General features: G+C 69.4%; 32 protein-coding genes. 31 read left to right on the top strand and 1 reads right to left on the bottom strand.

The window, feature by feature from the left end:
• The first annotated feature begins 214 nt into the window (after positions 1-214).
• The 5 genes from ACZ48Z_RS04290 (at position 215) to ACZ48Z_RS04270 (ending at position 10,303) form a co-directional block, all read left to right on the top strand.
• Positions 215-2,224 carry an FAD-dependent monooxygenase gene (locus ACZ48Z_RS04290; RefSeq protein ID WP_468734240.1) on the top strand — a complete coding sequence of 670 codons (2,010 nt, stop codon included), beginning with the start codon at positions 215-217 and terminating at the stop codon, positions 2,222-2,224.
• Positions 2,225-2,295: 71 nt separating this feature from the next.
• Entirely contained in the window at positions 2,296-7,617 is a 5,322-nt protein-coding gene (locus tag ACZ48Z_RS04285) for a type I polyketide synthase (protein ID WP_468734239.1), read from the top strand.
• 125 nt (positions 7,618-7,742) lie between these two features.
• Complete coding sequence (locus tag ACZ48Z_RS04280) at positions 7,743-9,416, top strand: (2,3-dihydroxybenzoyl)adenylate synthase (protein WP_468734238.1); 1,674 nt, start codon at positions 7,743-7,745, stop codon at positions 9,414-9,416.
• A gap of 39 nt (positions 9,417-9,455) precedes the next feature.
• A complete protein-coding gene (locus ACZ48Z_RS04275; protein ID WP_468734237.1) occupies positions 9,456-10,064 on the top strand; it encodes a VOC family protein in 609 nt (202 codons plus the stop codon).
• Entirely contained in the window at positions 10,061-10,303 is a 243-nt protein-coding gene (locus ACZ48Z_RS04270; RefSeq protein WP_468734236.1) for a hypothetical protein, read from the top strand. Before ACZ48Z_RS04275 ends, ACZ48Z_RS04270 begins: the two co-directional genes overlap by 4 nt.
• A gap of 22 nt (positions 10,304-10,325) precedes the next feature.
• Here the strand turns inward: ACZ48Z_RS04270 and ACZ48Z_RS04265 are convergent, their stop codons facing one another.
• On the bottom strand, positions 10,326-11,243 hold the full coding sequence (locus tag ACZ48Z_RS04265) for a LysR family transcriptional regulator (protein ID WP_468734235.1): 918 nt from the start codon (positions 11,241-11,243) through the stop codon (positions 10,326-10,328).
• Between the two features lie 156 nt (positions 11,244-11,399).
• On the opposite strand from ACZ48Z_RS04265, the gene ACZ48Z_RS04260 reads away from it, so the two are divergent.
• The 26 genes from ACZ48Z_RS04260 to rplO all read left to right on the top strand — a co-directional run bounded on the left by ACZ48Z_RS04260 (position 11,400) and on the right by rplO (position 26,662).
• Positions 11,400-12,827 (top strand): MFS transporter, encoded by a 1,428-nt coding sequence (locus tag ACZ48Z_RS04260; RefSeq protein ID WP_468734234.1) that lies wholly within the window; start codon positions 11,400-11,402, stop codon positions 12,825-12,827.
• 180 nt (positions 12,828-13,007) lie between these two features.
• Complete coding sequence (locus tag ACZ48Z_RS04255; RefSeq protein ID WP_468734233.1) at positions 13,008-13,760, top strand: AfsR/SARP family transcriptional regulator; 753 nt, start codon at positions 13,008-13,010, stop codon at positions 13,758-13,760.
• Positions 13,761-13,905: 145 nt separating this feature from the next.
• Positions 13,906-15,489, top strand: coding sequence for an acyl-CoA carboxylase subunit beta (locus ACZ48Z_RS04250; RefSeq protein WP_468734232.1), 1,584 nt, complete (start codon positions 13,906-13,908; stop codon positions 15,487-15,489).
• Positions 15,490-15,514: 25 nt separating this feature from the next.
• Positions 15,515-15,727, top strand: coding sequence for an acyl-CoA carboxylase epsilon subunit (locus tag ACZ48Z_RS04245; protein WP_468734231.1), 213 nt, complete (start codon positions 15,515-15,517; stop codon positions 15,725-15,727).
• 14 nt (positions 15,728-15,741) lie between these two features.
• The gene (locus ACZ48Z_RS04240; RefSeq protein ID WP_468734230.1) at positions 15,742-16,383 is read left to right on the top strand and encodes a flavin reductase family protein; all 642 of its coding nucleotides are present in this window, start codon (positions 15,742-15,744) and stop codon (positions 16,381-16,383) included.
• Positions 16,384-16,889: 506 nt separating this feature from the next.
• Positions 16,890-17,198, top strand: coding sequence for a 30S ribosomal protein S10 (gene rpsJ / locus ACZ48Z_RS04235; protein ID WP_003948644.1), 309 nt, complete (start codon positions 16,890-16,892; stop codon positions 17,196-17,198).
• Positions 17,199-17,215: 17 nt separating this feature from the next.
• Positions 17,216-17,860 (top strand): 50S ribosomal protein L3, encoded by a 645-nt coding sequence (gene rplC, locus ACZ48Z_RS04230; protein WP_020118531.1) that lies wholly within the window; start codon positions 17,216-17,218, stop codon positions 17,858-17,860.
• A gap of 5 nt (positions 17,861-17,865) precedes the next feature.
• Positions 17,866-18,522 (top strand): 50S ribosomal protein L4, encoded by a 657-nt coding sequence (gene rplD, locus ACZ48Z_RS04225; protein WP_057607914.1) that lies wholly within the window; start codon positions 17,866-17,868, stop codon positions 18,520-18,522.
• A complete protein-coding gene (gene rplW / locus ACZ48Z_RS04220; protein ID WP_328749695.1) occupies positions 18,522-18,941 on the top strand; it encodes a 50S ribosomal protein L23 in 420 nt (139 codons plus the stop codon). Before rplD ends, rplW begins: the two co-directional genes overlap by 1 nt.
• A 38-nt stretch (positions 18,942-18,979) precedes the next feature.
• A complete protein-coding gene (rplB, locus tag ACZ48Z_RS04215; RefSeq protein WP_057584677.1) occupies positions 18,980-19,816 on the top strand; it encodes a 50S ribosomal protein L2 in 837 nt (278 codons plus the stop codon).
• Between the two features lie 12 nt (positions 19,817-19,828).
• A complete protein-coding gene (rpsS, locus tag ACZ48Z_RS04210) occupies positions 19,829-20,110 on the top strand; it encodes a 30S ribosomal protein S19 (RefSeq protein ID WP_003992359.1) in 282 nt (93 codons plus the stop codon).
• Positions 20,111-20,154: 44 nt separating this feature from the next.
• A complete protein-coding gene (gene rplV / locus ACZ48Z_RS04205) occupies positions 20,155-20,502 on the top strand; it encodes a 50S ribosomal protein L22 (protein ID WP_030619142.1) in 348 nt (115 codons plus the stop codon).
• Positions 20,502-21,341, top strand: coding sequence for a 30S ribosomal protein S3 (gene rpsC / locus ACZ48Z_RS04200; RefSeq protein WP_468734229.1), 840 nt, complete (start codon positions 20,502-20,504; stop codon positions 21,339-21,341). Before rplV ends, rpsC begins: the two co-directional genes overlap by 1 nt.
• Before the next feature lie 5 nt (positions 21,342-21,346).
• Positions 21,347-21,766, top strand: coding sequence for a 50S ribosomal protein L16 (gene rplP / locus ACZ48Z_RS04195; protein WP_004927269.1), 420 nt, complete (start codon positions 21,347-21,349; stop codon positions 21,764-21,766).
• Positions 21,766-21,990 (top strand): 50S ribosomal protein L29, encoded by a 225-nt coding sequence (gene rpmC, locus ACZ48Z_RS04190; RefSeq protein ID WP_005481220.1) that lies wholly within the window; start codon positions 21,766-21,768, stop codon positions 21,988-21,990. Before rplP ends, rpmC begins: the two co-directional genes overlap by 1 nt.
• Complete coding sequence (gene rpsQ / locus ACZ48Z_RS04185; RefSeq protein WP_007384073.1) at positions 21,990-22,277, top strand: 30S ribosomal protein S17; 288 nt, start codon at positions 21,990-21,992, stop codon at positions 22,275-22,277. The genes rpmC and rpsQ overlap by 1 nt, the downstream gene beginning before the upstream one ends.
• A gap of 101 nt (positions 22,278-22,378) precedes the next feature.
• Positions 22,379-22,747 carry a 50S ribosomal protein L14 gene (gene rplN, locus ACZ48Z_RS04180; protein WP_003992364.1) on the top strand — a complete coding sequence of 123 codons (369 nt, stop codon included), beginning with the start codon at positions 22,379-22,381 and terminating at the stop codon, positions 22,745-22,747.
• Between the two features lie 2 nt (positions 22,748-22,749).
• A complete protein-coding gene (rplX, locus tag ACZ48Z_RS04175) occupies positions 22,750-23,073 on the top strand; it encodes a 50S ribosomal protein L24 (protein ID WP_127832083.1) in 324 nt (107 codons plus the stop codon).
• The gene (gene rplE / locus ACZ48Z_RS04170; RefSeq protein WP_369030559.1) at positions 23,073-23,630 is read left to right on the top strand and encodes a 50S ribosomal protein L5; all 558 of its coding nucleotides are present in this window, start codon (positions 23,073-23,075) and stop codon (positions 23,628-23,630) included. Before rplX ends, rplE begins: the two co-directional genes overlap by 1 nt.
• Before the next feature lie 5 nt (positions 23,631-23,635).
• The gene (locus ACZ48Z_RS04165; RefSeq protein WP_003948630.1) at positions 23,636-23,821 is read left to right on the top strand and encodes a type Z 30S ribosomal protein S14; all 186 of its coding nucleotides are present in this window, start codon (positions 23,636-23,638) and stop codon (positions 23,819-23,821) included.
• Positions 23,822-24,031: 210 nt separating this feature from the next.
• Complete coding sequence (gene rpsH / locus ACZ48Z_RS04160; protein ID WP_468734228.1) at positions 24,032-24,430, top strand: 30S ribosomal protein S8; 399 nt, start codon at positions 24,032-24,034, stop codon at positions 24,428-24,430.
• Positions 24,431-24,451: 21 nt separating this feature from the next.
• Positions 24,452-24,991 (top strand): 50S ribosomal protein L6, encoded by a 540-nt coding sequence (gene rplF / locus ACZ48Z_RS04155; protein ID WP_468734227.1) that lies wholly within the window; start codon positions 24,452-24,454, stop codon positions 24,989-24,991.
• Positions 24,992-24,994: 3 nt separating this feature from the next.
• Positions 24,995-25,378 (top strand): 50S ribosomal protein L18, encoded by a 384-nt coding sequence (gene rplR / locus ACZ48Z_RS04150; RefSeq protein WP_057607911.1) that lies wholly within the window; start codon positions 24,995-24,997, stop codon positions 25,376-25,378.
• Between the two features lie 38 nt (positions 25,379-25,416).
• Entirely contained in the window at positions 25,417-26,022 is a 606-nt protein-coding gene (gene rpsE, locus ACZ48Z_RS04145) for a 30S ribosomal protein S5 (protein WP_371669683.1), read from the top strand.
• Positions 26,022-26,204 carry a 50S ribosomal protein L30 gene (rpmD, locus tag ACZ48Z_RS04140; protein ID WP_006376032.1) on the top strand — a complete coding sequence of 61 codons (183 nt, stop codon included), beginning with the start codon at positions 26,022-26,024 and terminating at the stop codon, positions 26,202-26,204. The genes rpsE and rpmD overlap by 1 nt, the downstream gene beginning before the upstream one ends.
• A 2-nt stretch (positions 26,205-26,206) precedes the next feature.
• Positions 26,207-26,662, top strand: coding sequence for a 50S ribosomal protein L15 (gene rplO, locus ACZ48Z_RS04135; protein WP_189190330.1), 456 nt, complete (start codon positions 26,207-26,209; stop codon positions 26,660-26,662).
• Positions 26,663-26,803: the final 141 nt, after the last annotated feature.

The following is a 26,803-nucleotide window of genomic DNA, read 5'->3' as shown; positions in this document are numbered from 1 at the left end:
GGTCATGGGATGGTCTGCCCCGCTCCCTCTCGTGCGCCCGGGGTGTCGTCCTCCTGCCATGAACTCACCCCATCGATATATCCCTGTATTGCAAAAGGAACGCAAATCGCAAGACGGCTTGATCCCTGCTTGAGTGGGGCTTGATCCGGCTGCGTAACACTCAATCCAGCGACAAATCGAGTGACCGTTCGTCCAGTGTCCTGGGGTGGGGATAATGGTTGATGTCGGCGTGATCGGTGGAGGGCCAGGCGGACTTTTTCTGGCCCGGCTCCTGCTGATGCGGGGAATAGCGGCCCGGGTTCATGTGCGTGAGCGCAATCCCGTGGGGGCGACGTTCGGATTCGGGATCGTCTTTTCCGACCGGACCATGTCGGCTCTGCGTGCGGCGGACCCCGAGACGCACGACCGCATCGTCGCGGCCAGCCGTTCCTGGCGCGACATGGAGGTGCGCGTCGGCGGGCGGGAGCTCCGGTACGGCGGGTACGGCTTCACCGCCATCGCCCGGCGTGCTCTGCTGGACATCCTCCAGGAGCAGGCCCTGGCCAGCGGGGCACGGCTCGACCACCGCACCGAGGCCGACGCGGCGGACCTGTGTGCCGAGCACCAGCTCGTCGTGGCCGCCGACGGGGTCGGTTCGGTCACCAGGAGCGCACGCGAGGCGGTATTCGGAACAACGGTGGAGGAGGGCTCCGCCAAGTTCGTCTGGTATGGCACCACTGCGCCGATGCAGCGAGTGACTTTCCCGTTCGTCAAGACCGCATTCGGAGTCTTCGCCGCGCACACCTACCCGTTCGCCGACGGTCTCAGCACCTTCATCGTGGAAACTGATGAGCAGTCATGGCGTGCTGCCGGAATGGATGTCTCCACGGAACGGGCGAATTCCGCAGGCGGAAGTGACGAGTATTCCCAGCAATTGATGGAGGAGGTGTTCGCCGACCATCTCAAGGGACACCCGCTGTTGGTGAACAACAGTCGCTGGGCCAATTTCCGAGTGGTCCACAACCGGGTCTGGTGGCACGACAACCTGGTGCTCCTCGGTGACGCCGCGCACACCGCTCACTTCTCCGTCGGCTCGGGAACGAAGCTCGCGATGGAGGACGCGATCGGTCTGGCCGATGCCCTCGGGGAGTGGAGCGGCTCCGGCAGCCCGCGAACGGTCGCACCCGCCGATCTGGCCCCGGCGTTCAAGTCGTACGAGGAGGCCCGTCGGCCGGCGGTGGCCCGCACCCAGAGCCTGGCGGCTCCCAGCATGCGGTGGTGGGAGACCTTCTCCCAGCGGGTCGACCGGGACCCCGAGAGGTTCGGTTTCCACTTTTTGACCCGTACACCGGCGATCAGCCTGGCGGGACTGCGGCGCCGGCATCCGGAGCGCATCGCCGAGGCGGAGTCGGCCTTCGCCGGCGAGGCCGGGTCGCTCGGTGTCGCGTCGGCCGGGCTCGACACGTCGGCGTCCGAGGGCGGCACGCCTCATGCGCTGGCGTTCCCGCTGCGGCTTGGCGAAACGATTCTCCACAACCGGTTGCTCAGCGTGGTTCCTCCGTCGCCCGGCCAGTCGGACCTCTGTGTGGCTCAGGCGCTGACGGGGAGCAGCCTCGTTCTCGCCGACTGGAGCGGCACCGCCCGGCAGCACGTCACCTGGGTCGGGTCGGCCGCCGCGGAGGAATGGCGCACGGCCGTCCACGAGGCGGGGCTCGCCGGCGCGCTGATCGGGGCGGTGGTGGACGCCGAGGGTGTCCGGGCACAGCCACCGGAGCGGCTCCGGGAGATGCCGGTACTGGTCCTGCTCCTCGGCGATCCGACGCCGGGCACCTTCGCCCGCGCCGTCGCAGCGCTGCCCCCGCGGGAGGCCGGCCGACAGGTTCTCATCGGCCTCGCGTGTCCCGCCGGCCGTCCGAGCCGGCAGTACGCCGACCGGTTGTCGGCCTGCGCGTCGGCAGCCGCGGCGGCGGGCGCGGTCGGCATCCATCTGCGCCTGCCGGACCCCGGCACCTCGACGGAGTCGGCCGCCGGGGTCGGAGAAGACCTCTGGACGGTGGTCCTGGAACTGGCCGACCGGCTGCGAACCGAGTCCGGACTGCCCTTGATCATCGATGCCGTCGGAGGCTGGGCCCTCGACGCCCCGGGGCACACGGCCGACAACTGGCCCGCTCGTCTGCACACCGCGCTGGTCGCGGGGCGCGTGGACGCCGTCGCGTCCTTCCCGCTGACGCCCTCGACCCGCTGACGCACCCGCTCCTTCCTCACCCCCCACCGCTCACCACCGTCGCCATGCCCTATCGAGTGGAGATTGCTGAGATGACTGCTTCCTACGAACCCGACGAGGCGGAACGCCCTTCGGACGAGGCCGAGTCGACGCCCTTCGTCCGAAGAACGCCGGAGCCCGTCGCCGTCGTCGGCATGGGCTGCCGGTTCGCCGGCGGCGTCGGCTCACCCGAGGACTACTGGCGACTCCTGATGGAGCGCCGCGACGGCATCGGGGAAGTCCCTCAGGAGCGCTGGGAGTCCTACGAGGAGGCCGGCCCCCAGAGCGCCGCGGCCCTGCGCGAGGTGACCCGCGGCGGCGGCTTCCTGGACGACATCGCGGGCTTCGACGCCGACTTCTTCGGCATCCTGCCCCGTGAGGCAGAACTGATGGACCCTCAGCAGCGCATCGTGCTGGAGGTCGCCTGGGAGGCGCTCGAACACGCCGGGATACGGCCGCGCTCGCTGGCGGGCGGTGACACGGGCGTCTTCATCGGCGTCGGTTCCGACGACTACGGGCGCCGGATGCTGGAGGACCTGCCGCGGATCGAGGCATGGACGGGGATCGGCGCGGCCTTCTGCGCGGTCGCCAACCGTGTCTCCTACACCCTCGACCTGCGCGGATCGAGCCTGGCCGTGGACACCGCCTGCTCCGCCTCGCTGGTCGCCCTCCACCTCGCGTGCCAGGCGCTGCGCTCCGGCGAATGCCCGGTGGCGCTGGCGGGCGGCGTGAACATCATGGCCGGCCCCGGGCTGACCATGGTCCTGGACGCGGCCGGTGCGGTCTCGCCGGACGGGCGCAGCAAGTCCTTCGACGCCTCCGCCGACGGCTACGGCCGCGGTGAGGGCGCCGGCGTCGTCGTACTCAAGCGTCTGTCCGACGCGCAGCGCGACGGCGACCGGGTCCTCGCGGTCATCCGCGGCAGCGCGGTCAACCAGGACGGCCGTACCAACGGCATCATGGCGCCCAGCGAGGAGGCCCAGGCGCATCTGCTGCGCCAGGCGTACCGGTCCTGCGGCATCGACCCCGCCACCGTCGACTACGTCGAGGCGCACGGCACCGGCACCCGGGCCGGAGACCCGATCGAGGTCGGGGCCATGGCCCAGGTCTTCGGCCCGCGTCCGGCCGACCGGCCCTGCCTGGTGGGCTCCGCGAAGCCCAACATCGGGCACCTGGAGGCCGGTGCGGGCGTGGCCGGGCTGATCAAGGCCGTACTCGCGCTGCACCACGGTCAGATACCGCCGCAGGCCGACTACTTCACCACCCCCAACCCGGCCATCCCGTGGGACGAGGCGGGGCTGAAGGTGGTCACCGAACCCACCCCCTGGCCGGTCACCGACCACCCCCGGCGAGCCGGTGTCTCCGGTTACGGCTACGGCGGAACCATCGGCCACGTCGTCCTGGAGGAGGCCCCCGCCCCGGCACCCCGTCGGCAGGTGGGCGGCGAGAACTCGGGCACGCTGCTCCTCCCGCTGTCCGCGGTCACCGAGGCGGGCGTGCGCGCCCAGGCCGGACGCCTGGCCGAGTGGCTGGCCGGACCCGGCGCCGGGACCCCGTTGACCGACGTCGCGGCCACGCTGTCGGTGCACCGCGACCACGTCCAGTCCCGGGCCGGAGTCGTGGTGGCCGACGCGGAGCAGGCCGTGCGACGGCTCACCGCGCTGGCGGAGCAGCGCCCCGAGGACGGGGTGGAGACCGGTGCCGTCCTTCCCGCGGCCGACGACGCGGTCTGGGTCTTCTCCGGCCACGGCGCCCAGTGGATCGGCATGGGCCGCGAACTCCTGGAGCGCGAGCCGGTGTTCGCCGCCGTGCTCGACGAGATCGAGCCGGTCTTCCTGGCGGAGATCGGGTTCTCGCCCCGCCAGGTGCTGATCGACGGCGATCTCGTCGAGGTGGACCGGATCCAGCCGATGATCTTCGCGATGCAGGTGGCGCTCTCCGCCGTCTGGCATGCGCGGGGCCTGCGGCCGTCCGCCGTGATCGGTCACTCGGTCGGCGAGATCGCCGCCGCTGTCGAGGCCGGCGTCCTGAGCCTGCTCGACGGCTCCCGGCTGATCTGCCGGCGCTCGGCCCTGCTGCGCCGGGTCGCGGGCAAGGGCGCGATGGTCATGGTGAACCTGCCCTTCGACGAGGTCGCCGAGCGCCTGGCCGACCGGGCGGACATCAGCGCCGCCATCGCCGCCTCGCCCGGCTCCACCGTGGCCGCCGGCGGCGTCGACACCGTCGCCTCGGTCGCCACCGGCTGGGAGGCGCAGGGCCTGACCGTCCGCCGGGTCGCCTCCGACGTCGCCTTCCACAGCGACCACATGGACCCGCTCCTCGACGACCTGCGGCGCGCCGCCGACGATCTGCGGCTGAACGAGCCCGTGATCCCCGTCTACAGCACCGCCCTCGCCGACCCGCGCAGCGTCGCCCCGCGCGACGGCGACTACTGGGCCGCCAACCTGCGCAACCCGGTCCGTTTCGGCAGTGCCGTCCAGGCGGCCGCCGAAGACGGCCACCGCGCCTTCCTGGAGGTCTCCGCCCACCCTGTGGTCGCGCACTCGATCGTGGAGACCCTGGGCGAGAGCGGCATCGACGACATCGTCGTCGCGCACACGCTGCGCCGGAACAAGCCGGAGCTCGACACCCTGCTGGCGAACGCCGCCGCCCTGTTCAGCCACGGCGTCCCGGTCGACTGGTCCGCCACCGCCCGCGGCACGCTGGTCGACCTGCCGGTCCGTGCCTGGCAGCACCGGCCGTTCTGGTACGGCTCCGCGCCGGCCGCTCAGCTCGGCGGCGGACAGCACGACCCGCTGAGCCACACCCTGCTCGGCCGCGGGGTGACCGTCAACGGCACCACCCCGTCGCGGCTCTGGCAGACCTACCTGGACGAGAAGTGCCGCCCCTACCCCGGCGACCACCCGGTCCAGGGCGTCGAGATCATCCCGGCGACGGTCCTGCTGAACACGTTCTTCACCGCCGCCGCGGACGGATCCGCCCTCCCCGGCCTCACCGAGGTCAACCTGCGGGTCCCGGTGGCCGTCAGCACCCCGCGGGAGGTGCAGGTGGTGCTCCAGGAGGGCGCCCTGCGCATCGCCTCACGCATCGTCGGCGCCGAGGAGGCCGACTCGGACGGCGCCTGGCTCACCCACACGACCGCGGTGGTCTCCCCGGCCACCGAGGTGGGGACGTGCCGGCTGGAACCGGCCGGGATCCGCTCGCGCTGCCCGGAGGTGCTGCCCGAGGAGTACGTGATCGACCGGCTCGCCGGCATCGGCGTGGCCGCCATGGGCTTCCCCTGGCGGGTGCGCGAGATGCGGCGGGGTGAGGGCGAGCTGGCCGCCGTCGTCAGTGCCACGCCGGACGGCTCCGCCCCGTCGTCCTGGGCGAGCGTTCTCGACGCCGCCCTCTCCATCGCCTCGGTGGCCTTCCCCGGCAGCCCGATCCTGCGGATGCCCGCCCACATGCACGAGGTCGCCGTGCTCGGGGACTGCCCGGCGGAGGTCGTCCTGCACGTGCGCTGCGCCGACGGTCCGGCGGCGGTGGACACCGTGGACGTGCTGATCGCCGATTCCGACGGCGAGGTCGTCGCCCGGTTCGGCGGACTGCGCTACGGCGTCCTCGACGGCGACCCGGGTGCGACCGCGAGCCCGCGCCGCCTGGTGAGTGAGCTGTCCTGGCAGGCGCAGGACCCGTCCGGGGAGCGCGGACCGCTGACCGACGTGGTGCTGCTGGGCGACCGGGAGGCCGCGCGGCTGATCGGCGAGGGCTTCTCACGGGCGGGTGTCCCGTGGCGCGCGGCCGCCGACCCCGAGCAGCTCGGGACGGTCGGCCCCGGGACCGCGGTCCTGGTCGTTCCCGGCCGTGAGCACGGTCCCGCCCCGGCCGCGGTCACCGCCTCCTGGCTGCTGACCCGAACGGTCCAGCAGCTGGCCCGACAGCGGTCCGGCGAGCGCCCGGTCGTACGCGCGGTGACGCGAGGCGTCCGGGAGAGCCTGCGTCAGGAGGCGCTGGGCGACTCGGTGCTGTGGGGTCTCGGCCGGGTGCTGGCCGGTGAGCACCCCGATCTGTTCGCGGGGGTGGTCGACCTCTCCGCCCGTCCGGCCGACGAGGAACTGGCCGCCCTGGTCGACCTGGTCCGCGAGGACGCCGGACGGCGACCCGGTGAGGAGGTCGTCTCCCTGCGCGGTGCCCTGCGCGAGGTGCCGAGGCTGGTCGCGGTCGAACGCGAGCCGGAGCGAGCCGCCCTGGAGTGCCGTGCCGACGGCACCTACCTGGTCACCGGCGGTCTCGGTGTGCTGGGTCTGGAGGTGGCCACCTGGCTGGCGGGCCGCGGCGCCCGGCGCCTCGTACTGGCGGGCCGGACGGCTCTGCCGCCGCGTTCGCAGTGGCACTCGGTCCAGGACCCCGCGACACGTCAGCGGGTCGACGCGGTGCAGATGCTGGAGGGCCTGGGCGTCACGGTGCGCACCGTCGCCGTCGACGTCGCCGACCGCGAGGCCCTCGCGGCGGCGCTCGACCCGGAGACGCTGGGGCTGCCCCCGATCCGCGGTGTCGTGCACGCGGCCGGTGTGCTCGACAACCGGATGGCCGTCGACGTCGACGAGGCGTCGTTGGCCGCCGTGCTGCGCCCCAAGGCCGCGGGCGCCCTGGCCCTGCACGAGCTCTTCCCCGCCGGCGTCCTCGACTTCATGGTCCTCTTCTCCTCCTGCGGCCAGCTTCTCGGCCTGCCCGGCCAGGCCAGCTACGGCTCGGCCAACGCCTTCCTGGACGCGCTGGCCTGGCATCGCGCGGCCCTCGGCGACCGCACGCTGAGCGTCGCCTGGACCTCCTGGCGCGGGTTGGGGATGTCGACCTCCTCCGAACTGATCGACATCGAGCTGGCCGCCCGCGGCACCGGGGACATCTCGGCCGCCGAGGCCTTCCGCAGCTGGGAGTTCGCCTCCCGCTACGACCTGTCCTACGCGGCGGCCATGCGGATCCTGCCGCCGGAACCCGGCGTGGAGCGCCCTCGGCTGCTGGCCGAGCTGGCCGTCCCCGACGCAGACACACCCGGCCAGGCGGAGACCGAGTGGGCGGCGCTGGCCCCCGAGGAGCTGCGCGGCTACCTGGTGGACGAGGTCCGCTCCCAGGTGGCCGGGGAGCTGAAGTTCGACCCGGACACCTTCGACGTCCGCCGCCCGCTCATGGAGATGGGCCTGGACTCGGTGATGACCGTGGTGATCCGGCGCCGGCTGGAGAAGATCTTCCGGCTCTCGCTGCCGAGCACGCTGCTCTGGGACCGCCCCACGGTGGCGGCCATCGGCGAGTTCCTGTTCGAGCTGCTCCGGACCGCGGGCACCGAGGAGCCGCGCGGAGCGGAGCCGGAGCTGGTCGAGCCGCTCGTCGGCTGACCCGCTGCGAGCACGTCTCAAGGCCATGGCGGGCCGGACGACCGGCCCGCCCGACTACGGGACCCATGGTGCCGCCCGGCTCGCACGAGCTGCCGGCCGGGCGGCACCACCAGGGAGGGGAGAAGATGTTGCGTACCGGCGTGGTCGGTTGGCCCCGTGAGGCCGCCGACCGGTACATCGCCTCGGGACTGTGGCGACGGCGACCGCTGGGCAGCTGGGTGTGGGACTGGGCGGACCGCTACGGGCACCGCACCGCCGTGGTGGACGGCGGGATCCGGCTCAGCTATCGCGAACTCGCCGAGCGGACCGACGCGTTGGCGGAGCGCCTGCTCGGGCTCGGTCTGGGGAACGGCGACAACCTGCTGGTCCAGCTGCCCAACTGCTGGGAGTTCCTCGGCCTGTTCCTGGCCTGCCAGCGGATCGGGGTGGCGCCGCTGCTGGCGCTGCCGGCACACCGGGAGCACGAGCTGGCCTACCTCGCGGATCTCGCGGACGCCGCGGCCATCGTCGTACCGGACATGCTGCGGGGCTTCGACCACCAGTCGCTGGCCGCGCGGATCGCCTCGGAACGCCCGGGGGACTGCCCGGTGCTGGTGCTCGGTGGCGAGCCGGATCCCGGGCATCTGGATCTGTCGGCGATGCTCAGCCCGGAATCCGGCGCCACGGAACGGCGTGCCCGGCTCGACGCGTTGGCCCCGGAGCCCGAGGAGGTCGCGTTCTTCCTGCTCTCCGGTGGGACGACCGGCCTGCCGAAGATCATCGCGCGGACCCACAACGACTACGAGTACAACGTCCGGCGCAGTGCCGAGGTCTGCGGTTTCTCCCCGGAGACCGTCTACCTCGCGGTGCTGCCGGTGGCCCACAACTTCGCGCTGGGCTGTCCGGGAGCGCTCGGCGCCCTGTCCGTCGGCGGCCGGGTCGTGATGTGCCCGTCGCCGCGTGCCGAGATCGCCTTCCCGGAGCTGGCCAGGGAACGGGTCACGGTCACCTCCGTGGTCCCGGCCGTCGCCAGGACCTGGCTGGAGGCCGCCGATGCCGCAGGACCGGACCTGGAGAGCCTGCGCGTGCTCCAGGTCGGAGGGTCGGTGCTGCCGGCCGATCTGGCGCAGGGCCTCGCCCCCACCCTGGGCTGCACCCTGCAGCAGGTGTTCGGGATGGCGGAGGGGCTGCTCAACTACACCCGGCTGACCGACCCGCCGTTCGTGGTCAGGACCACCCAGGGCCGGCCGATCTCCGAGGCGGACGAACTCCTGATCGCCGGTCCCGACGGCCGGCCGGTCGAGGAGGGCGAGACCGGGGAGCTGCACACGCGCGGCCCCTACACACCGCCCGGCTACTTCCGCGCACCGGAGCACAACGCCCGCGCCTACACCCCGGACGGCTGGTACCGCTCCGGTGACCTGGTGCGCCTCCACCCCAGCGGCAACCTGGTGGTCGTGGGGCGGATCAAGGACCAGGTCAACCGGGGCGGCGAGAAGATCGCCATCGACGAGGTGGAGGGTCTCGTCCGCCGTGCGCCGGGGGTCACGGACGCGGCCGCCGTCGCCCTGCCCCACCCCGTCCTCGGGGAGTGCGTGGGGGTGTGCGTCGTACCCCAACCCGGCTCGCACCCGACGCTGGCGCACATCCGGGCGTACTTCGAGGAATGCGGCGTCGCGGCCTTCAAGCACCCGGACGAACTGCGGCTCGCGCCGGCCCTGCCGCTGACGGCGGTGGGCAAGGTCGACCGCAAGCAGCTGCTGGACCTGTTCGCCGTCGCACAGCCCACCACGGCACCCGCCCTCGGCCGTATCGCCTGACGGACCGAGCCATCCGCTCATCGAGCAAGGAGTCGATCCATGACCGACCGAGTTCCCGAGGTCGTGCTGTCGCCGGAGCAGGCGGCGCTCCGCCTGAAGGGCGTGGACCACCTCGCCTGGGTGACCTGGAAGCCCGAGGAGACCGTGCGTTTCTACCGTGACGTGCTGGGTCTCCCCCTGGTGCACGCGATCACCGCCACCGGCTGGGTGAGCGAGACCTTCCCGGACTTCGTGCACTTCTTCTTCGCCCTCGGCAAGGGCGACCACCTGGCCTTCTTCTACTATTTCGGGCTTCCCGAGGAGGAGCAGCCCGGTGACCTGATGCACAGGTCCCGGCACCTGGCGCTGCACGTCGACACCGAGCAGGAACTGCTCGACTGGCGGGCCCGGCTCAAGGCGCACGGTGTGCGGGTCACGCCGCCACTCGCCCACGAGCTGCTGGAGTCCATCTACTTCGACGACCCCAACGGGATCCAGCTGGAGATCACCCGCCCGCTGCGCCCGTTCGCGCCCATCGACGCCCGGGACGCCGAACTCACCCTGCGCGCCCTGTCCGACGTCACCCGCAGCGGCAAGCCGACCGTGGAGGAGATGTGGCTCCGCAAGGGCGAGCTGTCCCGAGCCCACACCGAGGAGCAGAACCGATGACGACCCTGTACGTGCTCGGCATCCCCGAGTTCGGTGCCTTCGTGGCGGCCGCCGAGAACCAGGACATGACCGTCCGCCGGTCCGGTGACTACGTCGAGGTGACCACGGACGGACCGCTGGAGATCCAACGGGCGCAGGTGGGTGCCGGGCCCGCGATCTGGTTCGCGGCTCTCACCGCGGGCTACCGGGGACGCCTGGTCACCTTGGACGAGGACCGCCTGCTTCTGGTCGACGAGTGACCGAGGGCGTGCGGCCCGTGCCTCACCCGTGGTCCCGGCGGGTGGTGGTGTGCCGGCCCAGCAACGTCCCGGTGGTGTCGAGGAAGGGCAGCAGCGCCGGGGCCTGTTGCCCGTCACGCCGCCAGGTCGCGTGGATGGGGGCCTCGTACTGGAGCCCCTGCCACGGGACCAGGCCGACGGTGCCCCGGGCCAGGTCCGCGGCCACGGCGATCTGGGGCAGCAACGCACAGCCCATACCGGCCGCGACGCAGGTCCGCAGGGCGCCGATGCTGGTCAGTTCCGCCGCCACGCGCGGGCGGGGCCCCGGCGCGGATCCGAGTGCCTCCTCGAACATCAGCCGGTAGCTGCAACCGGACTCCGTCACCAGGAAGTCGACGCCGGCGAGATCGGCGTTGGTCACCGACTCCCGCTGTGTCAGCGGGTGGCCCTTGGGGGCCACGACGACGACCGGTTCCGGTACCAGCGGCATGCTCTCCAGATCCGGGTGGTCCGGGGGCGCGCCGAAAGTGAAACAGAGGTCCAGTGTTCCTTCACGCACTCCGCTGCGGCACTCCTCGCGGTTCCCGGGGCGCAGCACCACATGCACCTTCGGGCAGTCCTCACGGAAGCGGGTGAGCAGCGCGGGGAGCCGGTAGACGCAGAGTGTCTCCGGTGCCCCGATCAGCAACTCCCCTCCGGGACTGCCGACTTCTGTGACGGCCGCCCTGGCCTCCTCGGCGAGGGAGAGCATTCTCTCGGCGTAGTCGACCAGGCGGCGGCCGGCCGGGGTGAGCCGCAGACCCCGGTTGGACCGCTCGAACAGGCGCACACCCAGATCCTGTTCCAGTGCCTTGATCTGTTCGGTCACGCTCGACTGCGCGTAGTTCAACCGCTCGGCGGCGCGCGTCACGTTCAACGCGTCGGCCACCGTGCGGAACGTACTGAGCTGCCGCAACTGCATGATGCTGTCCCCCCGGCGTCGGCATCGGCTCTCCCGATGATGCCATCGGAAGCTCCCGTTTCCGATCGACTTCCGCTCTTGTCAAGCTTTGGTTCCGACCTCTTTTACGGCCGCCACTCTTCCCCCCGGCCGTTGCCGCTTCATGAAAGGTGTGTCATGTCTGCGCCAACTACGCAGGCCTCCGGTGTCTCCAGCGAGGCGCTCGCCGAGGATCCCGGACGCCGACGGCTGCTGCTCATCGGCCTCTCGCTCGGCTACTTCATGGTTCTCCTCGACACCAGTGTGGTGAACGTCGCCCTGCCCGCCATCCGCAGCGACATCGGCGGCGGACTGTCCGGGCTCCAGTGGGTGGTCAACGGCTACACCCTGACCTTCGCCGCCCTGCTGCTCACCATGGGAGCCCTGTCCGACCGCTTCGGCGGGCGCCGGGTCTTCATCGTCGGCACCTGGGCCTTCCTCCTCGCGTCGCTGATCACGGTCTTCGCGCCGAACCTCGGCGTGCTGATCACCATGCGCGCCCTGCTCGGTGTCGCGGGAGCCGCGCTGCTGCCCTCCTCCATGGCCGTCATCGCCACCACCTTCACCGACCCGGCTCAGCGCGCCCGCGCACTCGGCTCCTGGGCGGCCATCACCGGTGCCGCGCTGGCCACCGGCCCGGTCCTCGGCGGCGTCCTCACCGACGCCCTCGGCTGGCGCAGCATCTTCGCCATCAACGTGCCCGTGGCGCTGGTCAGCGTGCTCGTCGCCCGTGCCCACGCGCCCGAGACCAAGCGGAACACCGGCCGTGGCGTGGACCTGCCCGGCCAGATCAGTGCGGTGCTCGCGCTCGGCGGACTCACGTTCGCCGTGATCCAGAGCGAGAACCTCGGCTGGGGCTCGAAGCCCGTGCTGGGGGCGCTCGCCGTGGCGGTGGTGGCCGGGGCGGTCTTCCTGGTCGTGGAGCGCCGGCCGGCCGGGCCGCGCGGCCCGATGCTCCCGCTGATGCTCTTCCGCAACGCCACGTTCTCGGCCAGCGTGCTCAACGGCCTGCTCGTCAACTTCGGCCTCTCCGGGCTGCTGTTCGTCATGTCCCTGTACTTCCAGCAGGCCCGTGGCCTCTCCGCCCTGCTGGCCGGCTGCGCCTTCCTGCCGCTCACCCTGCCGACGGCGTTCAACCCCGTCTACACGGGCCGGCTGGTCGCACGGTCCGGACCGCGGAAGCCGTCCGTCCTGGGCTTCGCGCTCCTGACGGTCGGCGCGGCCGTTCTCATCGGCGGCGTCACGGGGACGGGAACCACCCACACCCTGCTGATCGGGATCGGCCTGCTGGCCTTCGGGTTCGGTGTGTCCTTCGCGATTCCCTCCCTGGTCACGGCGACCGTCTCGGCCACACCGAAGGAGCAGGTCGGCATCGCGTCCGGCGTGCTGAACTCCGCTCGCCAGACCGGTGCCGTCATCGGGGTCTCGGTGCTCGGCTCGGTGCTGCACGCGGCCGGCGACCCCACGGACGGCAGCCGCACCGCGCTGATCATCGCCACAGCGGTGCTCCTGCTCGGGCTGCTGCTGTCCATCGCCTTCATCGGACGGAACAGGCAGCCGGCCTAGCCGGCTGACCGGTTGCGTGCCGTCGGCGCCGTCGCCTCGGCACGCAACCGGCAAAACCGCCCTGCGGAAAAAATCAGGAGCATGACAATAGTGACGTGATCGTTCGCACCGGACCGGGGGAGAAGGATGTTGCACGTCAACATACTTGGCACGCTGAGCGCACGAATAGGCGAGTGCTCCGTGGAACCGACCGCTCTCAAACAGCGCAGAGTCCTGGCTCTGCTCGCGCTGTCCGGGGGGATGGTCTCCAACGACCAGCTCATCGAGGAGATCTGGGAGGAGACCCCGCCCAAAAGCGCGGTGACAGCACTTCAGACCTACGTGCTCGCCCTGCGCAAGCGCATCAGCGGCGCCGGCGTGGACGGAAAGCAGGTCCTTGTCACCCATGACGGGGGCTACCAGATCAGGCTCGCCGACGGCGGACTGGACGCCGACGTCTTCGGGGAGCACGTGCAGACCGGTCACCGGCTCGTCGCCGCCCGGGACTTCCAGAGCGCGGTCGACGCGTACCGCAGGGCGGAGGGTCTGTGGCGCGGCGGCCCGTTCACCGACGTGTCACCCGGCCCGCTCCTCGCCATCGAGGCGGCTCGCCTGGAGGAGCTGCGCATCGGTGCTACGGAGGGACGCATCGAGGCGGAGCTGCGTCTGGGCCGACATCGCAGCGTCGTGAGTGAACTGAGCGCACTCACGGCTCAGCATCCGCTTCACGAACATCTCCACGCCCAGTACATCCTCGCCCTGCACCGCTCCGGCAGACGGGACCAGGCGCTCGCCGCGTACAGCAGAGTGCGTACGTCGTTGCGACGGGAACTCGGCGTCGAGCCGTCGCCGCGGCTGTGGCACCTCCAGCGCGACGTGCTGATGGCCGAGAACCTCTACACCAGCGCGAACGACGAGCTCGGCGGCTTCCCTGGCGAGCGCAAGTCCGCCTGACCGGCGCGGGAGCACAGACCCGGGTCGTGCCGACATCCCCCGCGGCGCGGCCCGCGAGCGCCGGCCGGGCCCTGGGAGCCCCCGTCTCCAGCAGGGCCCGGCCGGCCGCCGCTCTTTCCCACCGTCCCCGTAGATACGGAGTGTCATGACTTCCCTGCTCGACGGACCGACCACCGTTCGCGGAACCGGAGCGAGAGCGGCAGAACTCGGCGAACTGCGAAGAAAGGTGCTGGCGGGGCCGAGTGAGGCGGCGACCCGGGCACAGCACGCGAAGGGGAAACTGACCGCACGCGAGCGGATCGAACTGCTGCTGGACGAGGGCTCCTTCAACGAGGTGGAGCCCCTGCGCCGGCACCGGGCCACCGGGTTCGGCCTGGAGGCCAGGAAGCCGTACACCGACGGTGTCATCACCGGCTGGGGCACGGTGGAGGGCCGCACGGTCTTCGTCTACGCCCATGACTTCCGCATCTTCGGCGGCGCGCTGGGCGAGGCCCACGCCACGAAGATCCACAAAATCATGGACATGGCCCTCGCGGTGGGCGCGCCCCTGGTGTCGCTGAACGACGGCGCGGGCGCCCGCATCCAGGAGGGCGTCACGGCACTGGCCGGCTACGGCGGCATCTTCCAGCGCAACACCAAGGCCTCCGGTGTCATCCCGCAGATCTCGGTGATGCTCGGCCCGTGCGCCGGCGGCGCCGCCTACAGCCCCGCCCTCACGGACTTCGTCTTCATGGTCCGCGAGACCTCGCAGATGTTCATCACGGGACCGGACGTGGTCAAGGCCGTCACCGGTGAGCAGATCTCCCAGAACGGGCTCGGCGGCGCGGACGTGCACGCCGAGGTCTCGGGCGTGGCGCACTTCGCCTACGACGACGAGCGCGCGTGCCTGGAGGAGGTCCGGTTCCTCCTGTCCATGCTGCCGCAGAACAACCGGGAGACCCCGCCGCAGGAGCTGTCCGAGGACCCGGCCGACCGCCGCTGCGAGGCGCTGCTCGACCTGGTGCCGGCGGACGGCAACCGCCCGTACGACATGCGCAAGGTGATCGAGGAGCTGGCCGACGACGGCCAGTTCATGGAGATCCACGAGCGCTGGGCCACCAACGTGATCTGCGCGCTGACCCGGATGGACGGGCAGGTCGTGGGCATCGTCGCCAACCAGCCGCAGTCCCTGGCCGGGGTGCTCGACATCCACGCGTCGGAGAAGGCCGCGCGGTTCGTGCAGCTGTGCGACGCGTTCAACATCCCGCTCGTGACGCTCCTGGACGTGCCGGGCTTCCTGCCGGGCGTGGACCAGGAGCACGGCGGCATCATCCGCCACGGCGCCAAACTGCTGTACGCGTACTGCAACGCGACGGTGCCGCGGATCTCACTGGTGCTGCGCAAGGCGTACGGCGGCGCCTACATCGTGATGGACTCCCGCTCGGTCGGCGCGGACCTGGCCTTCGCGTGGCCGACCAACGAGATCGCGGTGATGGGCGCGGAGGGCGCCGCCAACGTGATCTTCCGACGGGACATCGCCGCCGCCGACGACCCCGAGGCCAAGCGCGTCGAGATGGTGCAGCACTACAAGGACGAGCTGATGCACCCCTACTACGCGGCCGAACGCGGCCTGGTCGACGACGTCATCGACCCGGCCGCCACCCGCGAGGTACTCATCCGGTCCCTGCGGATGCTCGGCACCAAGCACGCCGACCTCCCCGCCCGCAAACACGGCAACCCGCCCCAGTAGCCACCCGGTACCGAGGAAGGCAGCGATGACCCCCGCCACCACGCCGATGGTCCAGATCGTCAAGGGCGAGCTCACCGACGACGAGCTCGCCGCACTCACCGCCGTGCTCCTGGCCCGCGCGGCCGCGGCCCGTCGTACGGCCCGGACCCGTCTCGCGCGCGGCGGCCGGTATCCTCGGGCCGGCTGGCGCCGCCCGGAGCGCGTCGCCCCCTACCGCAGCCCCGTCAGCTGGCACTGATCCTGGAGACTTCCATGCCTGGCCGATCCGAGAACGGCAGCGGGCCGCGCGAGTCGTTCGCCCCGGAGCAGATGACCGGCCGGGAGTTCTACGGCCTCCTCACCGCCCTGGTCGTGCCCCGGCCGATCGCCTGGGTCTCCACGATCGGACGTGACGGGGTCGACAACCTGGCGCCGCACTCCTTCTTCACCGTCGCGTCCGTGGAGCCGCCCATCGTGCAGTTCACCTCGGTGGGACTCAAGGACACGTTGCGCAACGTCGAGGAGACCGGCGAGTTCGTCGTCAACCTGGCCTGCGAGAAGGACTTCGAGACGATCAACGCCACGGCCACGGACTTCCCTCGCGGGATCAGCGAGTTCGAGGCCCTCGGCATCCGACGGGAGCCGAGCCTGTCGGTCAGGCCGCCCAGGGTCGCGGGAGCACCGGCGGTGCTGGAGTGCGCGTTGCACAGCACTCTGCGGATCGGTGACTCCACCCTCGTCCTCGGCCGCGTGCTGCACGCCGCCGTCCACCGGGAGATGCTCGTCGACGGGCATCCGGACAGCGCCCTGCTGCGGCCGCTGGCACGGCTCGGCAAGGACGAGTGGGCCACACTGGGCACGGTGCGCGAGATCAAGCGGGTCCGCTACGCCCCCGGGTCCGAAGCGTCCCGCTGAGTCTGACCGGCGGTCGTCCGGGGTGGTTCACCCGGGAGCCCGGAGCGGTACCGGGCAGGTCCGTCGCGTATCCGGGCTGCGGTATCCACGTCCGGTGGCGAGGCGGCCATCGCCTGCCGCGTCGGCCTTGTGTTTGACCTGCGTCACTCCCGGGGTATTGTCTCCGGCTCGATTGGCCAGGCCCGTGCCCCGTATGGCAGACTAGCGGGGTTGCTCGGTCGAGTGTTGATGCTGTGCGCCTCCCGCCGGGAGGACCGGAAGCGAGTCCCACAGTACTCGTCGCCCTAACTGCCGTAAGGCAGCGCTGGGGCGGACGTACGGGAATCTTTCGGGAAGCGGAGTGCGGCACTGGCCAGGCGCCCGGTGAACCTCTTTCCCAGACAAGGGTGTTCGAACAAGGGACATCTGTGTCGGTGAGAGTGCGACACACCCGACCGCGTGGGTCGGCGGAAGTCAAAGGAACACCGGGTTCCAGAGCGGTAAATAGACAGGACTACGGAGTAGCCATGGCGGGACAGAAGATCCGCATCCGGCTCAAGGCCTACGACCACGAGGTCATCGACTCTTCGGCGAAGAAGATCGTCGAGACGGTGACTCGCACTGGTGCGTCGGTCGCGGGCCCGGTGCCGCTGCCCACTGAGAAGAACGTGTACTGCGTCATCAAGTCGCCGCACAAGTACAAGGACTCGCGCGAGCACTTCGAGATGCGCACGCACAAGCGCCTGATCGACATCCTCGACCCGACGCCCAAGACCGTTGACTCTCTGATGCGACTCGACCTCCCGGCCGGTGTCGACATCGAGATCAAGCTCTGAAGGCCGGTGATCTGAGAATGGCTAAGCAGATCAAGGGCATCCTGGGCGAGAAGCTCGGCATGACGCAGGTGTGGGACGAGAACAACCGTGTTGTTCCGGTCACCGTCGTCAAGGCCAGCCCCAACGTCGTGACCCAGGTGCGTACGAACGATGTCGACGGCTACGAGTCGGTCCAGATCGCCTTCGGCGAGATCGACCCTCGCAAGGTGAACAAGCCCCTCAAGGGTCACTTCGCCAAGGCCGACGTCACGCCCCGCCGCCACCTCGTCGAGATCCGCACCGCGGACGCCTCCGAGTACACGCTGGGCCAGGAGATCTCCGCGGAGGTCTTCGAGGCCGGCGTCAAGGTGGACGTGACCGGCAAGAGCAAGGGCAAGGGCTTCGCCGGTGTCATGAAGCGTCACAACTTCAAGGGCCTCGGCGCCGGTCACGGCACCCAGCGCAAGCACCGCTCTCCCGGCTCCATCGGTGGCTGCGCCACCCCGGGCCGTGTGTTCAAGGGCCTCCGCATGGCGGGTCGCATGGGCAACGAGCGGGTCACCACCCAGAACCTGACCGTTCACGCCGTTGACGCGGAGAAGGGCCTGCTCCTCATCAAGGGCGCGGTTCCTGGTCCGAACGGCGGCCTCGTCCTGGTCCGCACCGCGGCCAAGGGGGCCTGAGGACTATGAGCACCATTGACATTCTGTCGCCCTCCGGCGACACCGCCGGGACTGTTGAGCTCCCGGCCGAGATCTTCGACGTCGAGAAGATCAGCATCCCGCTGCTTCACCAGGTCGTCGTCGCGCAGCTGGCCGCCGCCCGTCAGGGCACGCACAAGGTCAAGCGTCGTGGCGAGGTCCGTGGTGGCGGCAAGAAGCCCTACCGCCAGAAGGGCACCGGCCGCGCCCGTCAGGGTTCGACCCGTGCGCCGCAGTTCGCGGGCGGTGGTGTCGTTCACGGCCCCACGCCGCGTGACTACTCGCAGCGGACCCCGAAGAAGATGAAGGCCGCGGCCCTGCGCCACGCCCTCACCGACCGGGCCCGCAACAACCGCATCCACGTCGTCTCCGGCGTCATCGAGGGCGAGTCGCCTTCGACGAAGGCCGCCAAGACGCTCTTCGGCAAGATCAGCGAGCGCAAGAACCTGCTGCTCGTGATCGACCGCGCCGACGAGGCCGCGTGGCTGTCCGCACGCAACCTGCCCCAGGTCCACATCCTGGAGCCGGGCCAGCTGAACACGTACGACGTTCTCGTCTCGGACGACGTGGTCTTCACCCAGGCCGCTTTCGAGTCCTTCGTGTCTGGCCCCAAGGCCGCTGACACCGAAGGGAGCGAAGCCTGATGGCTACGCGTCACCCGAGCATCGCCTCGAAGGCCGCCAAGGCCAAGAAGGTAGCGCGCGTCGCCAAGGCGAAGCGTCACGCCACCGAGGGCAAGAACACCGTCGTCACGCCGGCCAGCAAGTCGTTCACGGACCACCGTGACGTCCTGCTCAAGCCGGTCGTGTCCGAGAAGAGCTACGCGCTTCTCGACGAGGGCAAGTACACGTTCGTCGTGGCCCCCGGCGCCAACAAGACCCAGATCAAGCAGGCCGTCCAGGCGGTCTTCTCGGTCAAGGTCACCGGCGTCAACACGATCAACCGCCAGGGCAAGCGCAAGCGGACGAAGACGGGCTTCGGCAAGCGTGCCGACAGCAAGCGCGCGATCGTGACCCTTGCCGAGGGCGACCGTATCGACATCTTCGGCGGTCCGACCGCGTAAGCGGGTCGGATCGTCCGATATCGGACGAGGACTGAGAAATGGGAATCCGCAAGTACAAGCCGACTACGCCGGGCCGTCGTGGCTCGAGCGTCGCCGACTTCGTCGAGGTCACGCGGTCCACGCCGGAGAAGTCGCTGGTCCGCCCGCTGCACAGCAAGGGCGGCCGTAACAACGCCGGTCGTGTGACCGTTCGCCACCAGGGTGGCGGACACAAGCGCGCCTACCGCGTGATCGACTTCCGTCGTCACGACAAGGACGGCGTGCCGGCGAAGGTCGCGCACATCGAGTACGACCCCAACCGCACCGCGCGCATCGCGCTGCTGCACTACGCGGACGGCGAGAAGCGCTACATCCTCGCCCCGCGCAACCTGCAGCAGGGTGACCGCGTCGAGAACGGTCCCGGGGCCGACATCAAGCCGGGCAACAACCTGGCGATCCGCAACATCCCGGTCGGTACCACGATCCACGCGATCGAGATCCGTCCCGGTGGCGGCGCCAAGTTCGCCCGCTCCGCAGGCGCCTCGGTACAGCTGCTGGCGAAGGAGGGCACGATGGCCCACCTTCGTATGCCCTCCGGTGAGATCCGCCTGGTCGACCAGCGCTGCCGCGCCACGGTCGGCGAGGTCGGCAACGCCGAGCAGAGCAACATCAACTGGGGCAAGGCCGGCCGCAAGCGCTGGCTTGGCGTCCGTCCGACCGTTCGCGGTGTGGCGATGAACCCGGTTGACCACCCGCACGGTGGTGGTGAAGGCAAGACCTCCGGTGGACGTCACCCGGTCTCGCCGTGGGGTCAGAAGGAGGGTCGTACTCGTTCGCCGAAGAAGGCTTCGAACAAGTACATCGTCCGCCGCCGCAAGACGAACAAGAAGCGCTAGGAGCGGGTTTAGATGCCGCGCAGTCTCAAGAAGGGGCCCTTCGTCGACGACCACCTGATCAAGAAGGTGGACGCCCAGAACGAAGCAGGCACCAAGAACGTCATCAAGACCTGGTCCCGTCGCTCCATGATCGTGCCGGCCATGCTCGGCCACACGCTCGCGGTGCACAACGGCAAGACCCACATCCCGGTGTTCGTCACCGAGTCGATGGTCGGCCACAAGCTCGGCGAGTTCTCGCCGACGCGCACCTTCCGGGGTCACGTCAAGGACGACCGGAAGTCGAAGCGCCGCTAACCGCGGATCGCATTCAGACACGTAAGTAACTGAGAGGGACAACCATGGAAGCCAGGGCCCAGGCGCGGTACATCCGCGTTACGCCCATGAAGGCCCGCCGCGTGGTGGACCTTATCCGTGGCATGGATGCCACGGAGGCTCAGGCTGTTCTGCGATTCGCTCCGCAGGCAGCCTCAGTGCCCGTCGGCAAGGTGCTCGACAGCGCCATCGCCAACGCCGCGCACAACTACGACCACACCGACGCCGACAGCCTCGTCATCTCCGAGGCGTACGTCGACGAGGGCCCGACCCTGAAGCGGTTCCGTCCGCGTGCCCAGGGCCGTGCCTACCGGATCCGCAAGCGGACCAGCCACATCACCGTGGTCGTCAGCAGCAAGGAAGGAACCCGGTAATGGGCCAGAAGGTAAACCCGCACGGGTTCCGGCTCGGCATCACCACGGACTTCAAGTCCCGTTGGTACGCCGACAAGCTGTACAAGGACTACGTCAAGGAAGACGTCGCCATCCGTCGGATGATGACGTCCGGCATGGAGCGCGCCGGTATCTCGAAGGTGGAGATCGAGCGCACCCGTGACCGCGTCCGTGTGGACATCCACACGGCCCGTCCGGGCATCGTCATCGGCCGCCGTGGCGCCGAGGCCGACCGCATCCGCGGTGACCTCGAGAAGCTCACGGGCAAGCAGGTCCAGCTGAACATCCTCGAGGTCAAGAGCCCCGAGACGGATGCTCAGCTGGTTGCCCAGGCCGTTGCCGAGCAGCTCTCCTCCCGCGTCTCCTTCCGTCGTGCCATGCGCAAGAGCATGCAGGGCACGATGAAGGCCGGCGCGAAGGGCATCAAGATCCAGTGCGGTGGCCGCCTCGGTGGCGCCGAGATGTCCCGCTCGGAGTTCTACCGCGAGGGCCGCGTGCCCCTGCACACGCTCCGCGCGAACGTGGACTACGGCTTCTTCGAGGCCAAGACGACCTTCGGCCGCATCGGCGTGAAGGTCTGGATCTACAAGGGCGACGTCAAGAACATCGCTGAGGTCCGCGCCGAGAACGCCGCAGCCCGTGCCGGCAACCGCCCGGCCCGTGGTGGCGGCGCCGGCGCCGACCGCCCGGCCCGTGGTGGCCGTGGTGGCGAGCGTGGCGGTCGCGGTCGTAAGCCGCAGCAGGCTCCCGCCGCCGAGGCCCCCAAGGCCGAGGCTCCGGCGGCTGCCGCTCCGGCTGAGAGCACCGGAACGGAGGCCTGAGGGACATGCTGATCCCCCGTAGGGTCAAGCACCGCAAGCAGCACCACCCCAAGCGCCGCGGTCAGGCCAAGGGTGGTACGACGGTCGCGTTCGGCGAGTACGGCATTCAGGCCCTCACGCCGGCGTACGTGACCAACCGCCAGATCGAGGCGGCTCGTATCGCGATGACCCGCCACATCAAGCGTGGCGGCAAGGTCTGGATCAACATCTACCCGGACCGCCCCCTCACGAAGAAGCCCGCCGAGACCCGCATGGGTTCCGGTAAGGGTTCGCCCGAGTGGTGGATCGCGAACGTGCACCCGGGTCGGGTCATGTTCGAACTGTCCTACCCCAACGAGAAGATCGCCCGTGAGGCCCTGACTCGCGCAGCCCACAAGCTGCCGATGAAGTGCCGGATCGTCAAGCGCGAGGCAGGTGAAGCGTGATGTCGGCCGGTACCAAGGCGTCCGAGCTGCGCGAACTGGGTGACGAGGAGCTTCTCAACAAGCTCCGCGAAGCCAAGGAAGAGCTGTTCAACCTCCGCTTCCAGGCGGCGACGGGTCAGCTCGAGAACCACGGTCGGCTGAAGGCCGTCCGTAAGGACATCGCGCGGATCTACACCCTGATGCGTGAGCGCGAGCTGGGCATCGAGACGGTGGAGAGCGCCTGATGAGTGAGAGCAACGTGACTGAGCAGACTGCAGAGGCCCGCGGCTTCCGCAAGACCCGTGAGGGTCTCGTCGTCAGCGACAAGATGGACAAGACCGTCGTCGTCGCCGTCGAGGACCGCGTCAAGCACGCGCTGTACGGCAAGGTCATCCGCCGTACCAACAAGCTCAAGGCGCACGACGAGCAGAACGCTGCCGGCGTCGGCGACCGGGTCCTCCTCGCGGAGACCCGCCCGCTGTCGGCGACCAAGCGGTGGCGCGTCGTCGAGATCCTCGAGAAGGCCAAGTAAATCCTCCTGCGGGGCATTCCTCGCAGGACAGTTCCGCCAGGCTCCGGGAGCCGCTCCGCTGAGCGGCTCCCGGGGAACCGGCAGACAAACAGGAGATAGACGTGATCCAGCAGGAGTCGCGACTGCGTGTCGCCGACAACACTGGTGCGAAGGAAATCCTTTGCATCCGTGTGCTCGGTGGCTCCGGTCGCCGCTACGCGGGCATCGGTGACGTCATCGTCGCCACCGTCAAGGACGCGATCCCCGGCGGCAACGTGAAGAAGGGTGACGTCATCAAGGCGGTCATCGTTCGCACCGTCAAGGAGCGCCGCCGTCCGGACGGCTCGTACATCCGCTTCGACGAGAACGCCGCTGTCATTCTCAAGAACGACGGCGACCCTCGTGGCACCCGTATCTTCGGCCCGGTGGGCCGGGAGCTGCGCGAGAAGAAGTTCATGAAGATCATCTCGCTCGCGCCGGAGGTGCTGTAAGCATGAAGATCAAGAAGGGCGACCTGGTCCAGGTCATCACCGGTAAGGACAAGGGCAAGCAGGGCAAGGTCATCGCGGCCTTCCCCCGTGAGGACCGTGTCCTGGTCGAGGGTGTCAACCGGGTCAAGAAGCACACCAAGGCCGGCCCGACCGCCAGCGGTTCGCAGGCCGGCGGCATCGTCACGACCGAGGCGCCCGTCCACGTCTCCAACGTCCAGCTGGTCGTTGAGAAGGACGGCAACAAGGTTGTCACGCGTGTCGGTTACCGCTTCGACGACGAGGGCAACAAGATCCGCGTTGCCAAGCGGACGGGTGAGGACATCTGATGACTACCACCACGACTCCGCGTCTCAAGACGAAGTACCGCGAGGAGATCGCGGGCAAGCTGCGTGACGAGTTCTCCTACGAGAACGTCATGCAGATCCCCGGCCTCGTCAAGATCGTGGTCAACATGGGTGTGGGCGACGCCGCCCGCGACTCCAAGCTGATCGAGGGCGCCATCCGCGACCTCACCACGATCACCGGTCAGAAGCCGGCCGTCACCAAGGCCCGCAAGTCCATCGCGCAGTTCAAGCTGCGTGAGGGTCAGCCGATCGGTGCCCACGTCACGCTCCGTGGCGACCGCATGTGGGAGTTCCTGGACCGCACCCTGTCGCTCGCGCTGCCGCGCATCCGCGACTTCCGCGGTCTGTCCCCCAAGCAGTTCGACGGCCGTGGCAACTACACCTTCGGTCTCACGGAGCAGGTCATGTTCCACGAGATCGACCAGGACAAGATCGACCGTACCCGGGGTATGGACATCACCGTGGTCACCACGGCGACCAACGACGCTGAGGGCCGCGCCCTCCTTCGTCACCTCGGCTTCCCCTTCAAGGAGGCGTGAGCGAGATGGCGAAGAAGGCTCTGATTGCCAAGGCTGCTCGCAAGCCCAAGTTCGGCGTACGTGGCTACACGCGCTGCCAGCGCTGCGGCCGTCCGCACTCCGTGTACCGCAAGTTCGGCCTGTGCCGCGTCTGCCTTCGTGAGATGGCTCACCGTGGCGAGCTGCCGGGCGTGACCAAGAGCTCCTGGTAGTCCTGTCTTTTAGGGACTCCCGAAGCTCTCGGTAAGTAAAGGGATTGGTCAGGGGCCCACCCTCCATGGCTTAGGCTAGGAGGGTTGGGCGCCCTGACGCCCATACGACTTACTACGCCGTAGGTCCACCGCACCGCACCCGCCTCGTCTCGGATCGAGGAGAGGGATGGGCACCTGGAAACCCCGGCGAGAGAGGCCGAAGGCCAATTCATGACCATGACTGATCCGATCGCAGACATGCTTACGCGTCTGCGGAACGCGAACTCGGCATACCACGACTCAGTGACGATGCCGGCGTCCAAGATCAAGTCTCACATCGCGGAGATCCTCCAGCAGGAGGGCTTCATCACGGGCTGGAAGATCGAGGACGCCGAGGTCGGCAAGAACCTCGTCCTCGAGCTGAAGTTCGGCCCGAACCGTGAGCGCTCCATCGCGGGCATCAAGCGGATCTCCAAGCCCGGTCTCCGGGTGTACGCGAAGTCCACCAACCTGCCGAAGGTGCTGGGCGGCCTGGGCGTGGCGATCATCTCCACGTCGCACGGGCTCCTCACTGGACAGCAGGCCGGCAAGAAGGGCGTAGGCGGAGAAGTCCTCGCCTACGTCTGGTAGAAGGGAACGGAGGAAACAGCTATGTCGCGTATTGGCAAGCTCCCCATCACGGTTCCCGCCGGCGTGGACGTCACCATCGACGGCCGTACGGTCTCGGTCAAGGGCCCCAAGGGGACCCTGAGCCACACCGTCGCTGCGCCGATCGACATCGCCAAGGGTGAGGACGGCGTTCTCAACGTCACCCGCCCCAACGACGAGCGTCAGAACAAGGCCCTGCACGGCCTGTCCCGCACGCTGGTGGCGAACATGATCACCGGCGTGACCGAGGGTTACGTGAAGAAGCTCGAGATCAGCGGTGTCGGTTACCGCGTGGCGGCGAAGGGTTCGAACCTCGAGTTCGCGCTCGGCTACAGCCACTCGATCACGGTCGAGGCGCCCGAGGGCATCTCGTTCAAGGTCGAGAACCCGACCCGCTTCTCGGTCGAGGGCATCGACAAGCAGAAGGTTGGCGAGGTTGCGGCCAACATCCGCAAGCTGCGCAAGCCCGACCCGTACAAGGCCAAGGGTGTCAAGTACGAGGGCGAAGTCATCCGCCGCAAGGTCGGAAAGGCGGGTAAGTAAGCCATGGCATACGGACAGAAGATCCTCAAGGGCGACGCTTACAAGCGTGCCGCGATCAAGCGTCGCCACATCCGGATCCGTAAGCACATCTCGGGTACGGCTGAGCGTCCGCGTCTCGTCGTGACGCGCTCCAACCGCCACATCGTGGCCCAGGTCATCGACGACATCAAGGGTCACACCCTGGCGTCGGCGTCGACCCTGGACACCACGATCCGCGGCAACGAGGGCGACAAGTCCGCGCAGGCCAAGTCGGTCGGCGCCCTGGTCGCCGAGCGCGCCAAGGCCGCCGGCGTCGAGGCTGTCGTATTCGACCGTGGTGGCAACCAGTACGCCGGGCGCATCGCCGCCCTGGCGGACGCCGCCCGCGAAGCCGGACTCAAGTTCTGAGTCGCTTCCGTAGCTAGCGGAAAGAGAGAGGTAATCCAATGGCTGGACCCCAGCGCCGTGGAAGCGGTGCCGGTGGCGGCGAGCGGCGGGACCGGAAGGGCCGTGACGGCGGCGCTGCTGCCGCCGAGAAGACCGCGTACGTTGAGCGCGTTGTCGCGATCAACCGCGTCGCCAAGGTTGTGAAGGGTGGTCGTCGCTTCAGCTTCACTGCGCTCGTCGTAGTGGGCGATGGCGATGGCACCGTCGGTGTCGGCTACGGCAAGGCCAAGGAGGTGCCGGCCGCGATCGCCAAGGGTGTTGAAGAGGCCAAGAAGCACTTCTTCAAGGTCCCCCGTATCCAGGGCACCATCCCGCACCCGATCACGGGTGAGAAGGCTGCCGGCGTCGTTCTGCTCAAGCCCGCGTCCCCCGGTACCGGCGTCATCGCCGGTGGCCCGGTGCGTGCCGTGCTCGAGTGCGCCGGTATCCACGACATCCTGTCGAAGTCGCTCGGCTCGTCGAACGCGATCAACATCGTGCACGCGACCGTGACGGCTCTGAAGGGCCTGCAGCGTCCCGAGGAGGTCGCGGCCCGCCGCGGTCTGCCGCTCGAGGACGTCGCCCCCGCGGCTCTGCTGCGTGCACGTGCCGGGGCGGGTGCGTAATGGCTCGCCTCAAGGTCACGCAGACGAAGTCGTACATCGGCAGCAAGCAGAACCACCGTGACACCCTGCGGTCCCTTGGTCTCAAGGGGATCAACACCGTGGTCGTCAAGGAGGACCGCCCCGAGTTCCGCGGAATGGTGCACACCGTCCGCCACCTCGTGACGGTTGAGGAGGTCGACTGATCATGGCGGAGAACAACCCGCTCAAGATCCACAACCTCCGTCCCGCCCCGGGCGCCAAGACCGCCAAGACCCGAGTGGGTCGTGGTGAGGCGTCGAAGGGTAAGACGGCCGGTCGTGGTACCAAGGGCACGAAGGCCCGTTACCAGGTTCCGGAGCGCTTCGAGGGTGGCCAGATGCCCCTCCACATGCGTCTCCCGAAGCTGAAGGGTTTCCGTAACCCGTTCAAGACCGAGTTCCAGGTCGTGAACCTCGACAAGCTGGGCGCGCTGTACCCGGAGGGTGGCGAGGTCACCGTCGAGGGTCTCGTCGCCAAGGGTGCCGTTCGCAAGAACAGCCTTGTCAAGGTCCTCGGCCAGGGCGAGATCTCCGTGGCGCTGCAGGTGACGGTGGACGCCGTCTCCGGTTCCGCCAAGGAGAAGATCACCGCCGCCGGCGGTACCGTCACCGAGCTCGTCTGAACACCACAGGCGTCTCGATGACTTGAGCGATCCCGACCGGGGATACCCCATAAAAGGGGTATCCCCGGTTGGTCGTTCCACGGGGAGCTGTGTCGCCGGTAAGGTAGCCTGCACTGTCCTTTTCTGTACCCACCATCATTC

Source organism: Streptomyces sp. NPDC031225 (assembly GCF_055570355.1).
This window is presented reverse-complemented; position numbering and strand designations above follow the sequence as displayed.

Excerpts from the sequence above, each read along its gene's own strand:
- rplC (WP_020118531.1), top strand. The coding sequence starts at position 17,216 with ATGGCTAAGCAGATCAAGGGCATCCTGGGCGAGAAGCTCGGCATGACG.
- ACZ48Z_RS04265 (WP_468734235.1), bottom strand. The coding sequence starts at position 11,243 with ATGCAGTTGCGGCAGCTCAGTACGTTCCGCACGGTGGCCGACGCGTTG.
- ACZ48Z_RS04270 (WP_468734236.1), top strand. The coding sequence starts at position 10,061 with ATGACGACCCTGTACGTGCTCGGCATCCCCGAGTTCGGTGCCTTCGTG.
- rplF (WP_468734227.1), top strand. The coding sequence starts at position 24,452 with ATGTCGCGTATTGGCAAGCTCCCCATCACGGTTCCCGCCGGCGTGGAC.
- rplR (WP_057607911.1), top strand. The coding sequence starts at position 24,995 with ATGGCATACGGACAGAAGATCCTCAAGGGCGACGCTTACAAGCGTGCC.
- rpmD (WP_006376032.1), top strand. The coding sequence starts at position 26,022 with ATGGCTCGCCTCAAGGTCACGCAGACGAAGTCGTACATCGGCAGCAAG.
- ACZ48Z_RS04280 (WP_468734238.1), top strand. The coding sequence starts at position 7,743 with ATGTTGCGTACCGGCGTGGTCGGTTGGCCCCGTGAGGCCGCCGACCGG.
- rpsH (WP_468734228.1), top strand. The coding sequence starts at position 24,032 with ATGACCATGACTGATCCGATCGCAGACATGCTTACGCGTCTGCGGAAC.
- rplW (WP_328749695.1), top strand. The coding sequence starts at position 18,522 with ATGGCTACGCGTCACCCGAGCATCGCCTCGAAGGCCGCCAAGGCCAAG.
- rpsC (WP_468734229.1), top strand. The coding sequence starts at position 20,502 with ATGGGCCAGAAGGTAAACCCGCACGGGTTCCGGCTCGGCATCACCACG.
- rplV (WP_030619142.1), top strand. The coding sequence starts at position 20,155 with ATGGAAGCCAGGGCCCAGGCGCGGTACATCCGCGTTACGCCCATGAAG.
- rpsS (WP_003992359.1), top strand. The coding sequence starts at position 19,829 with ATGCCGCGCAGTCTCAAGAAGGGGCCCTTCGTCGACGACCACCTGATC.
- ACZ48Z_RS04165 (WP_003948630.1), top strand. The coding sequence starts at position 23,636 with ATGGCGAAGAAGGCTCTGATTGCCAAGGCTGCTCGCAAGCCCAAGTTC.
- rpmC (WP_005481220.1), top strand. The coding sequence starts at position 21,766 with ATGTCGGCCGGTACCAAGGCGTCCGAGCTGCGCGAACTGGGTGACGAG.
- rplB (WP_057584677.1), top strand. The coding sequence starts at position 18,980 with ATGGGAATCCGCAAGTACAAGCCGACTACGCCGGGCCGTCGTGGCTCG.
- ACZ48Z_RS04240 (WP_468734230.1), top strand. The coding sequence starts at position 15,742 with ATGCCTGGCCGATCCGAGAACGGCAGCGGGCCGCGCGAGTCGTTCGCC.
- rpsQ (WP_007384073.1), top strand. The coding sequence starts at position 21,990 with ATGAGTGAGAGCAACGTGACTGAGCAGACTGCAGAGGCCCGCGGCTTC.
- rpsE (WP_371669683.1), top strand. The coding sequence starts at position 25,417 with ATGGCTGGACCCCAGCGCCGTGGAAGCGGTGCCGGTGGCGGCGAGCGG.
- ACZ48Z_RS04250 (WP_468734232.1), top strand. The coding sequence starts at position 13,906 with ATGACTTCCCTGCTCGACGGACCGACCACCGTTCGCGGAACCGGAGCG.
- rplD (WP_057607914.1), top strand. The coding sequence starts at position 17,866 with ATGAGCACCATTGACATTCTGTCGCCCTCCGGCGACACCGCCGGGACT.
- ACZ48Z_RS04260 (WP_468734234.1), top strand. The coding sequence starts at position 11,400 with ATGTCTGCGCCAACTACGCAGGCCTCCGGTGTCTCCAGCGAGGCGCTC.
- ACZ48Z_RS04245 (WP_468734231.1), top strand. The coding sequence starts at position 15,515 with ATGACCCCCGCCACCACGCCGATGGTCCAGATCGTCAAGGGCGAGCTC.
- rplO (WP_189190330.1), top strand. The coding sequence starts at position 26,207 with ATGGCGGAGAACAACCCGCTCAAGATCCACAACCTCCGTCCCGCCCCG.
- ACZ48Z_RS04290 (WP_468734240.1), top strand. The coding sequence starts at position 215 with ATGGTTGATGTCGGCGTGATCGGTGGAGGGCCAGGCGGACTTTTTCTG.
- rplX (WP_127832083.1), top strand. The coding sequence starts at position 22,750 with ATGAAGATCAAGAAGGGCGACCTGGTCCAGGTCATCACCGGTAAGGAC.
- ACZ48Z_RS04275 (WP_468734237.1), top strand. The coding sequence starts at position 9,456 with ATGACCGACCGAGTTCCCGAGGTCGTGCTGTCGCCGGAGCAGGCGGCG.
- rplP (WP_004927269.1), top strand. The coding sequence starts at position 21,347 with ATGCTGATCCCCCGTAGGGTCAAGCACCGCAAGCAGCACCACCCCAAG.
- ACZ48Z_RS04285 (WP_468734239.1), top strand. The coding sequence starts at position 2,296 with ATGACTGCTTCCTACGAACCCGACGAGGCGGAACGCCCTTCGGACGAG.
- rplE (WP_369030559.1), top strand. The coding sequence starts at position 23,073 with ATGACTACCACCACGACTCCGCGTCTCAAGACGAAGTACCGCGAGGAG.
- rpsJ (WP_003948644.1), top strand. The coding sequence starts at position 16,890 with ATGGCGGGACAGAAGATCCGCATCCGGCTCAAGGCCTACGACCACGAG.